The sequence below is a fragment of the Arthrobacter sp. TJ-270 genome (assembly GCF_058269075.1).
Window position 1 is genome coordinate 244,961 of the sequence record NZ_JBZCNB010000003.1, and the last position, 7,891, is coordinate 252,851.

The 7,891-nt window shown below is 61.6% G+C and carries 4 protein-coding genes; 3 read left to right on the forward strand and 1 reads right to left on the reverse strand.

Going from position 1 to position 7,891, the window contains the following annotated elements; all coding sequences use genetic code 11:
* The first annotated feature begins 2 nt into the window (after positions 1-2).
* Together AC4D2M_RS08445 and AC4D2M_RS08450 are read left to right on the forward strand one after the other, a co-directional pair.
* On the forward strand, positions 3-1,793 hold the full coding sequence (locus AC4D2M_RS08445; protein WP_490891224.1) for a DUF262 domain-containing protein: 1,791 nt from the start codon (positions 3-5) through the stop codon (positions 1,791-1,793).
* Entirely contained in the window at positions 1,790-4,138 is a 2,349-nt protein-coding gene (locus AC4D2M_RS08450) for a DUF262 domain-containing protein (RefSeq protein ID WP_490891225.1), read from the forward strand. The genes AC4D2M_RS08445 and AC4D2M_RS08450 overlap by 4 nt, the downstream gene beginning before the upstream one ends.
* A gap of 147 nt (positions 4,139-4,285) precedes the next feature.
* On the opposite strand, the gene AC4D2M_RS08455 is transcribed toward AC4D2M_RS08450, so the two are convergent.
* Positions 4,286-5,128, reverse strand: a complete 843-nt coding sequence (locus AC4D2M_RS08455; protein WP_490891226.1) for a class I SAM-dependent methyltransferase — start codon at positions 5,126-5,128, stop codon at positions 4,286-4,288.
* Between the two features lie 1,808 nt (positions 5,129-6,936).
* Here AC4D2M_RS08455 and AC4D2M_RS08460 point away from each other — a divergent pair.
* Positions 6,937-7,500, forward strand: a complete 564-nt coding sequence (locus AC4D2M_RS08460; RefSeq protein ID WP_490891227.1) for an HNH endonuclease — start codon at positions 6,937-6,939, stop codon at positions 7,498-7,500.
* Positions 7,501-7,891 lie beyond the last annotated feature (391 nt).

Here is a 7,891-nt window from a genome sequence, read left to right on the forward strand (position 1 = left end):
TCATGGGGGAACACGCTGAGCAATCAGCTCGATCAGAGGCGACGATTGAGCCCCGGCTCGTGATGAAGGGCGACGGCGACAAGCCCTTCATCCAGGGCGAGTTTTTCGTCGCCGCGTACCAGCGCGGCTACCGGTGGGGACGCGAGGAAGTGCGCCAACTTCTGGAGGACATCAAGACCCACAAGGGCAAAGCCGGCAGGGGAGAGCCCACCGACTACTATCTCCAGCCGATCGTCGTGTTGAAGCGCGATGGTGGGAGCTGGGAACTCGTCGACGGCCAGCAGCGGCTCACAACCCTGTTCCTGATCACGAAGTATGTCGCCACGAAGATCGCCGACTCCAAGTTGGACTACCTGCTCACCTATGAAACCCGACAAGGGAGCCGCGACTTCCTGGAGACTCTCGACTTCTCGCGCCGTGACGAGAACATCGACTATTACCACATCGCCCAGGCGTATGACGTCATTGGGGAGTGGTTCGACGAACAGCCGAACGCCACGCAGGCCGCCATCAATCTCCACACGGCGTTCGCTAACTGGGTCTACGTCATCTGGTACGAGGCGCCGCCGGGCACCGACGCCACCGCACTCTTCACGCGCCTGAACCGTGATCGCATCCCGCTGACGGACTCGGAGTTGATCAAGGCTGTGGTGCTATCGAACAGCGGCGCAGCCGGCGGCAAGTCGGGGCGGCAACAGGAGATCGCTGCCCAATGGGACGGGTTCGAGAGGGATCTTCGTGAGCCGCAGTTCTGGGCATTCCTCACGCGCTCCTCGACCGAGAGGTCGACCCACATCGACTTCCTTTTCGAGTCCATGACGCCGAAGGCGGGTCTAAGAGAGCGGCCCCGCTACTGGACCTTCAGCAAAGTCCAGGAGGACATCGCCAAGCGGGGAACGGCCGCCTTCTGGCGCGACGTCGTCGAGCGCTACGGACTGCTGACAGGGTGGTTCCAGGACCGCGATCTCTACCACCGGATCGGCTACCTCATCCAGGTTGGTGACTCGATCCAAGAACTCATCGATCTATCCCGATCCCGGACGCACTCGGTCTTCCAAAAGGAGCTCGTTGAACGAACACGCAAGCGCCTTAATCTCACTACTGACAAGGTCTCCCTTTTGCGCTACGGGAAGGACGACGGCAAGTGCACCGACGTCCTGCTCCTCATGAATGTCGAGACCGTGCTCGGCAGCAGGGACATCGGGAGCCGCTTCTCGTTCCACGCCTACGTCGATAACTGGTCGCTGGAACACATCCACGCACAGAACTCCGCAGCCTTCCAGAAAGAGACCGAACGTCGAGATTGGCTACGGACGCACAAGAAGAAGATTGAAGAGTCTCACTGGCCGCCAGATCAGCGGGCCGATGTGGACGAGATCATCGATAAGATCAACGCACATCTGGCCATGGCCGACGGTAAGACCGATGAGCGGGGTTTCGACTGGATCTTCCGGCAGGTCCTGGCGTTGTTCAGCGCTCCTGACGCTGACGCCACCGATGAGGACACGCACGGACTCGGCAATCTGGCGCTGCTCCAACGCGACCTCAACAGCAAGCTGAACAACGCGGTCTTCGCCCTTAAGCGCGAACAGGTGATCGGGCTCGACCAGGATGGGGCCTACATCCTGCCCTGCACCCGTAACGTCTTCCTGAAGTACTACACGGCCGCGGCCGACCAGCAACTCTCCCTGTGGGGTCCACAGGACCAGGCCCACTACCTCACCGCGTTGATCGACAAGGTGGAGCACTTCCTGATTGTCGAGAGCTCTCCCGCTGAGGAGGTCCACGCATGAAGGGCTACCCCATCACGTTCCTCGGCCTATTCGACGAACCCGTCGGAGACCGTCCGGGCATCACTGAGATCGAGATCCCGATCATCCAGCGCGACTTCGCGCAGGGCAGACCTGACGAGGAGGTCAGCGCCCTCCGGGACCGCTTCCTCGACAAGGTCATCGAAGCCGCCACGACTGACAGGCACATGGGTCTCGACTTCGTGTACGGCGACGTTCAAGCCGGAGTCCTGCAGCCACTCGATGGCCAACAACGCCTCACTACCCTGTTCTTGCTGCACTGGTACGTCGCTTCGCGCGCAGGCAAGCTCGACCCGGACGCCCCTTGGCTGGGCTTCTCCTACTCGACCCGGCCGACCGCTCGAGACTTCACCCAGACAATCGCCAAAAACCCGTATCCAGGCGGGCTGGCCTCTCCATCGGTCTGGATCAGCGACCAGCCCTGGTACGTCTACCCATGGCGCCACGACCCGACCATCTCATCGATGCTCGTCATCCTCGACGCGATCCATCGACGGCTCGACCCGCACGCCGACAAAATCGACGCCGTGTGGGACCGGCTCGCAGCTCGCCCTGCCGACGTCCAGAACAGTGCTATCTGGTTCCTGTTCCTCCCCGTCGTCGATATCGCCCACGGTGAAGACCTCTATATCAAGATGAACTCGCGCGGGAAGCCATTGACCACGTTTGAGATATTTAAGGCGGACTTCGAAAGCATCATCAAGTCAGCCGACCCTGACCGGCACAAGCACCTCGTCGAGAGCATCGACGGAGTGTGGGCCGACCTGCTTTGGGAGTACGAGAAGCGAGCGGCGAGCGACTACAAGATCGACGACGAGTTTGAGCGGTACCTCACTTTCATCATCGAAATCTGCGAGTGGCGCGACGGGAAGCCTGACCGAAAGTGGCACGACAAGCAGGCAGGAAGGCTTTGGCCGATTGAGGAACGAGCCCGACTCGCCTTCGCCGGCCCCGACAACGAACATGCCGCTCGAAATCGAGACTTTTTCTTCCACGCGTTCGACACGTGGATTGACGCCGATCCCGTGGCCCATATCAGAGTTCCTCCCGACCCGAGCGCCGAGTTCAGCAAGCTGTTCACCGCCGGCAGCGCCGGGGAAGGACCGATTCCGCTCTTTTCCACAACTCCTGACCTGTTCGGTGGCTGCATCGTCCGGTACGGGTCCGACTTCACGGCACAAGAGACGCTGCTCCTCTTCGGAGTCCTGCTCGCGCGACAGGCCGACGACACGATAAGTCAGGCCGAGATCGGCAAACGCCTGCGCTCGCTACGCAATGTCACTGCCGCATTCCTCGACTTCAATCGCATGCCTGCCTACGTCGCACAGACCGAGAAGCTGATCGTTCACGGCGACCTGGAGGATTCAGGGGCCTTCCGAAGCGATTGGGTTGCTGATGAGGTCCTCAAGTGGTCGTTTCTGGACGAGCACCCGGAAGCCGTTGACGCCGTGCATCAACTCGAAGACCACCCACTGGTTCGCGGACGCATCATGGCGTTCGAGCTCGATGCAGCCACGCTGGAAGCACGTGCTGAAGCATTCGCAGACGTGAGTCGGCCGGAACTGCGCGATCTGCTCGGCGCCGCGCTGCTCACGAAAGGGGACTACTCACGCGGAGTTGGCTCGGCGGGAAGGCGTCGCCAGCTCGGAAGTTCCCAAAAGGACGACTCCTGGACCGACATGCTCACCACGGGGTCTCGGGCGAATCTCGCGAACATCCGCGAGCCGCTGATGGCTCTGCTGGACGACGTCGCCACACGGGCGGCGACCGGTACGAATCAGCCGAGCGACGCCCTCGATGCGATCCGCGCCCAATGGCTCGCTGAACGCGAGTCCCGCAACTTCTACGACTGGCGCTACTACCTCGTCCGCTACTCCGGCGCCCGCAGCTCGAAGGGCGATGGCTATTACCACGGCACCTACGACAGCACGACCGGCGGATTCGCTTATCAGCGCCTCCGGATGCTCTACGGTAGCAACTACACCGCCTATTTCAGCGACGCACTGCTACATGCGGCCTGGGTCAACGGCTCGCTTGGTTCTTATGCCGAGAAACCAAGTTGGTGGCGCCGCGACGACCCAGGCCTCACGCTCAAGAAGTCCCGCATCGAGATTCGCTGTGATGACGACTCCTTCGAACTCGTCCTTCCAGACGACCGTGAGACCGTCGAGACCAAGGTCGCCAAGGCCCTGACGGCGTTCGATTCTAATGACCAGTTGCGGGTTCTGGTCCAGCAGAATCCACAAGGCGGCCGGCTAGTCGATAGCGAGGACCGGATACAGCTCTGCGTGCGACTGGTGCGCGCCTTAGCAGATGAGGGCCTCTGACGGTCATTGCGGGATGCCGCAGCCGAAGCGTTTGTCCTTCGCTCCAAAATGGCGCATCGTGACGGAGACTGCCAGCGGCAGAATACGGGAGTCACCCCAACCCGTGATCCCTAGGGTCTAGAGCGATGAGCGCTCCGATGTCCCAGTTCATGAAGCGACCCTCATCGAGTCGGACTCCGCGCGGATGCGCTTCGCGGAGTTCTCTCCGACATCACGAAGAGTCCACTCGTGCCCGTCGACCATGATCATCGCGAGTCGGGCGATGTGCTCCACTTGGGCGTGCTGCTCGGCCGTCATCTCGACCGCAACGTCGAGGAAGACCCAGTCGAACTGGCCCGGGGAGAAAGTGTTGGCGGTGAGTGCATCGCGGACATCAACCGGGTAGATCGCTGAAGCCTTCCGGTGCTTGCGGATCAGGAGGTTGAGCATCGCCTGACTAGAGTCAACGCCCGCGTAGCGGTCCGCACTTGCGAGCCCAAGATCGAGCACTCGACCGGTGCCGCAGCCGATATCGAGAACGTGGGGCGGGTACTTTCCCCGAGCACCATCGAGGAGCCGCTTGACACGGTTCGACTCCCCGGAACCGATGGGGTGCTCGACGTCCCAGATAGTAGCGACCGCGTCGTAGGGCGACTCGATGTCGCTGACCGTGGAGGGTGCGTTCTGGATTCCGTAGAACAGCCGAGTGGTTGCGCGGTTGACCAGTGTGGTGTCGGTGAAGTGGTTGTCCTCGGTCCACCAGCGGTACTTCCCGTCGGGACTGAGGAGATAGATCTTGGTCAGCGAGTAGTACTTGCCCGGCTGCCCGAAGGTGTGGATCACGCGCGCGGCGCGAACCATGTCCTCGTGGGTCACGCCCGAGGTGCGCCCTTCGACGATGTAGTGGTGGGGTGCCGTCTCGGCATAGGTCTTAGCGAACGTCCACTCCCGGGAGGTTGCAAACTCCAGCCACCAATCCAGGTCCTGCTGGGTAATCCGGCCCTTAGTCATCTGTCTTCTCCTAGTTACGTGCATCCGGTCTCGTAACATCAGGATGCACGGCACCTCCGACAAAACCGCTGCTCAACGTCGTTGGAGGGCTGTCGCGACGTTGGCGCGCTGACGACTGATGCACCGATAGATGACAGCCTGAGCTGCCTTGCTTGTAGGGCGGGCCCGGAGGTACGCAGCAGATGCCCGTAGACCGCCTCCCTCAAGCGGACTGAGACGCCTCCGTGCGGGTCGCCGCAAACCAGGCGGGGTGACCATGTCCGTTTGACCCGCCCGGTGAAAAGCGTGCTCAGGCACGCCATACGCATCACGACATCCACCGCAGCAGGGAACTCAGATGGTCGTCGCTTGCGGCAACTCGCGGATCGCCGGTACAGGGTCGCCCTGGACCTGCCGAGGTCACGGGCGACCGGGGTGCCAGGCTCCCCGCCCTCGATCAGCGTGACAGCATTGCGGATCTGGGAGCCAGTGAAGGTCTGACGCCGCCCACCGAGGTCCTTGCCGACAGCCCTCCATCGAATGGGGTGGGGGTAGACCCCCGACCCGCCCGCCGCCGTCCCGGACGTAGTTAGCGCCTCTTACCGCGTACGGGATGAAAAGCTTTTGCCAGGCTCTCCTACCCCCGCGCCTTGGGGTGATTAGCGTACGTTGCGGCGGGCTCCGCCCACCGAACCTGGAGGAATCAGAGGACCGCTTCGCAGATCTCAGGTCGATCATCGCGTGGAAGTCTCCCCCTTCGGCGACGGCGCGGAGCGCGTCGGCCGACGTCGAGTTGACACTTGGGAGCAGCTCGAGCATCACCGGTCTGTAGTCCTGCGGGGTCGTCGCTCTTCGCCAGAATCGCTTCGATCTCCAGGCAGTTGTGGGCCGGGTGCCTCGCTGACGCTGCAGGTTCAGCGGACTCCGCGGCGCCAGCATAGCCACGGCCAAGGTGAGCAGTCCCTTGCGAGATGGAGGGCTTGGCCAACGCCGGATAACCGTGTGACCCATAATCACCATGTCAGACCGCATCACCCTCTGCTCACATGCTGGCGAACTGCTCACGAGCACTTGGAAGGTTGTGGATAACTATGCTGTGAACAGTCCAAACTCCTTCCAAAATTTGTCGAAAATCCGCGTAGATCTGGGCTTTACCTTCGATTTCAGGCTGTGGAAAACTTTGGTCTACACTCGGTCGCATGACAGAAGAACCAGAGTCCCAGCCGGACCCGAATCAGTCCCGATCCTGCTCCTATGGAGGCGAAGCTTGTGGTACTCCACGGCAACTGTGCGGACCCGAGAAAGTGTGTCCCAAGCACTGGCGACGTATGCAGAGACAGGGGTCCTACGAACTGAGGTGCCAGCTCTCGAACGAGGAGTGCATCCCCTCGGGACGGCTCGTCAACGGTCTGTGTCGCTTCCACAAGTTCTATGCGTCGGCTGCAACCTGCACGGAGGACGGGTGCGATATCCGGCCCACTGTCAGCAACAACAAGTTCGTGGGCGGACGGTGCCCTACACACGATCAACGTCATCGTGCACTACAGAAGCGCGCAACCGCCCCCACCTCATGCCGACATGGCGACGGCTGCGGTCGTGCTAAGAAGCTGTACAACGGCCTATGTCGCAGGCACTGGGAGTATGAGAACCGCTTTGGGAGCACTGAGCCTCCTACTTGCGCTGAGAGCGACTGTGATCTGACTCCGCTCACCGACCCCGCGCAAGCTTTCAAAGCGGGGCGTTGCAACCTTCACTACCTGCGCCACTACCGCGCCAACGAACGGAGAAAATCGCTTGGTGAGCGCTGCTGTCCGATATGCGGTGACGATATGTCGTTCGCACGCCGCAATGCAAAGCATTGCAGCGTCAAATGCACCCAGCTTGCCAGCGGAGCCAGGAATGCAGAGGCCATTCGATTTCGAAGGCGCCTGATCAGCGCCCAGCGCAAAGCTGACAAACTCGGCAACGAGGGCTCACAGAAGTTCACGTTGTCTGACGTGCTGACGAAGTTTGCGGCGCTCGAGTTCCGCTGCACCTACTGCGGCACTCAGTGCAGCACCGACAACGTACACATCGATCACATAGTCCCTCTGAGGAAGGGTGGACCGCACAACCTGGAGAATGTCACGCCGGCATGTAGCGGTTGCAACTGCTCGAAGCACGTTCGGCTTCTGCTTGTAGGGTGGGCGCCAATCATCCTCGGCGGCAAGCCGAGGTGGGACAAGACCGCCCCCAGGGGGCAGAGAGGAAATCCTTGGGTAGAGGCGAATTGGAGGACGATTGACGGACCACTTCCTCACCTTCTGGCGCGCGCGTCACTCTACCCCGAACTCCTACGAGCGATCCTCTACACAGAGCTGTTCCTGCGCGCAAGGAGAACGGCAGAAGAGTAAGGAAACACAACGCATGCCATGCGCGGAGTCTGCACTCGGCCTGGAAGCCGTCGCAGACCGACAGCCCCTCAAGTACTCAACTCGCTGCGGGGAGGCGCTCTATGCCGACGGCGATCAGCGTTTTCATTCAGTTCAGGCACGCTCGTCTGAGCTTGGGTAGCCAACCAAGGACAGTCCCGATTCACCGCATACTTGCGAATGTGGGGAGGGTCGCTACGGCCGCCAGGCCGTGCGCCCGTCCCCTCTCCTTCGCACCAGTGGCATCCTGTTGGTGCGGGGCTCCGCCCCGCCACACCTGAAAGACTCGCATCCTGTTGGTGCGGGGCTCCGCCCCGCCACACCTGAAAGACTCGCATCCTGTTGGTGCGGGGCTCCGCCCCGCCACACCTAA